3 protein-coding genes are annotated in these 1,741 nt (G+C 59.3%); 2 read left to right on the top strand and 1 reads right to left on the bottom strand.

Translation table 11 applies throughout. The features are described 5' to 3' along the window. Positions 1-299: methyltransferase (locus VGI36_16885; GenBank protein HEY2486821.1), on the top strand; the 299-nt coding region annotated here is incomplete at its 5' end. Between the two features lie 254 nt (positions 300-553). On the opposite strand, the gene VGI36_16880 is transcribed toward VGI36_16885, so the two are convergent. After that, entirely contained in the window at positions 554-1,306 is a 753-nt protein-coding gene (locus VGI36_16880) for a hypothetical protein (protein ID HEY2486820.1), read from the bottom strand. Between the two features lie 143 nt (positions 1,307-1,449). On the opposite strand from VGI36_16880, the gene VGI36_16875 reads away from it, so the two are divergent. After that, a partial coding sequence (locus VGI36_16875) for a DoxX family protein (GenBank protein HEY2486819.1) occupies positions 1,450-1,741 on the top strand: 292 nt, incomplete at its 3' end.

Below are 1,741 nucleotides of genomic sequence, written 5' to 3'. Positions count from 1 at the left end.
GTCTACTTCCGATCTCCACTGTTGCGGAAGCGGAGAGGCCGTGCGCTGCGGATCTGGCCAGTCTTTGTGCTCGGCCACCGGTTCAGCGGATTGGTGGCCATCCAGCCCGGGCATCGCCGGTCACGACCGGTCTCTATCGCGTCATCCGCCACCCGAGCTATTCGGGTCTGCTTGTCAATTCGCTGAGTTGGGCGCTCGCCTTTCGTTCGGGGGTCGGCGTGCTTCTCACAGCGCTCCTCACACCCCCGCTCATCGCGCGCATACGTGCGGAAGAGCGGCTACTGCGCGTTCACGCTTGAGCCTTTACATCAATGGTTACGACCTGAATAAGATGAGGCGAAAACGGACCGCTTTCCGACGCCGAGCGATCATCGTGGCGGCTCAGGCGTCAGTTGTGGACCAAGTTCGCATCGGACTCGCCGCTGGAAGAAGACGGATTCGAACCCTCGATCCCTCGGCGCCAAACAGCAACCGAAACCGGCTGTCGCCGTTTATCGTGACCGCGCTGTTCGTAACCTATAAATTGCCCTTGCGATAGCACTCGATTGGCTCCTCAATAGGCGCCGGATAGCAACGCGCCTGCACCGGGAACAACCGGCTCCAGATCAAGCGCTTTGAGCATGGCGTAAGTTGTCGAGATCGCGGCGCTGATAACCGGCTTACCGGTGAGCGCTTCGACCTTCGGAACGACAGATAGGGACGGCATCTGCACGCAGGCGGATAAGACGATTACGTCCGCGCCGGCGAAATTCATACGTTGCATTATACCCGGCAGCTCATTTTCGTCATGCCGCGCCACGTCGAGGTTATTCGGGATCTCCAGCGCTATGGAATCGAGAACGTCGTAGCCCTCGTTGGCGATGTAGTCGACAACCAGCTTGGTCAGCGCTTCCATGTAGGGGGCCAGCACCACGATCTTTTGTGCGCCCATCACCTTCAGACCATCAACCAAAGCACCAGCGCTGGTCACGACTGGTGTCGGCGAATTGTTCTCGCGGGTGCGGCTCTCAAGACGCTCCTTTGAGACTCGATGGTATCCCAAGCCCATCGACATGATAGCCACCAGACAGGCATAGCCGAGCACGTCAACGTGGGCGTCGCTGAGCTCCAGCGCACAGCGATCGGACTCGCCATCCATTGATTTCAGCTCTTCCTTCGAGACGGTATTCATTCGCATTCGACTGGAGTGAAAGGCAAAGCGCTCGGGACGAATAAGTTGGCGGGCCTGCAGCATCGCAGGAATTTCGGTTTCCATCGTGATGTTGGAAGACGGCACGATTTGGCCGATCCGGTAGGGCGTTTTCATGAGCGGCGCCTGTTTCTGGAATGAGGGAATTCAGGTCGTGCAACTCGGCAGCGGGCTCTCTCGATTTTCTGCACCCTATCTGAGGCTTGAAGGCGCGAGATCAATAAGATACCAGGGCGTCACTCAGTTTGCTTGGGGGGGCGATGCCCCGAACCGAAAACGCTGCCGCACTGCTCGGCCGAGTCGCGATGAGCCTGCTCTTCATCCACGGCGGCTGGGGCAAATTGCTTGCGCCGGCGGCGACGCAGGCCATGCTCGCCAGTCATCATCTGCCGATGGTGAAGTTCGGGTGGATACTAGCCGTCGTCGTCGAATTAGGCGGCGGGTTGGCGATCCTGCTGGGGCTATTCACCCGTCCAGTCGGGCTGGTGCTGGCGGTATGGTGCGTCGCGACCGCCCTGATTGCACATACGAAATTCGCCGACCGCAATCAGG

This window comes from Candidatus Binataceae bacterium, from assembly GCA_036495685.1.
Lineage (GTDB): Bacteria > Desulfobacterota > Binatia > Binatales > Binataceae > JAFAHS01.
Note: the sequence above shows the minus strand (reverse complement) of the source record. Positions and strands in the feature narration are given on the sequence as shown.

What these genes read in the sequence shown, in the direction of transcription:
- VGI36_16880 (HEY2486820.1), bottom strand. Translation starts at nt 1,306, where the DNA reads ATGAAAACGCCCTACCGGATCGGCCAAATCGTGCCGTCTTCCAACATC.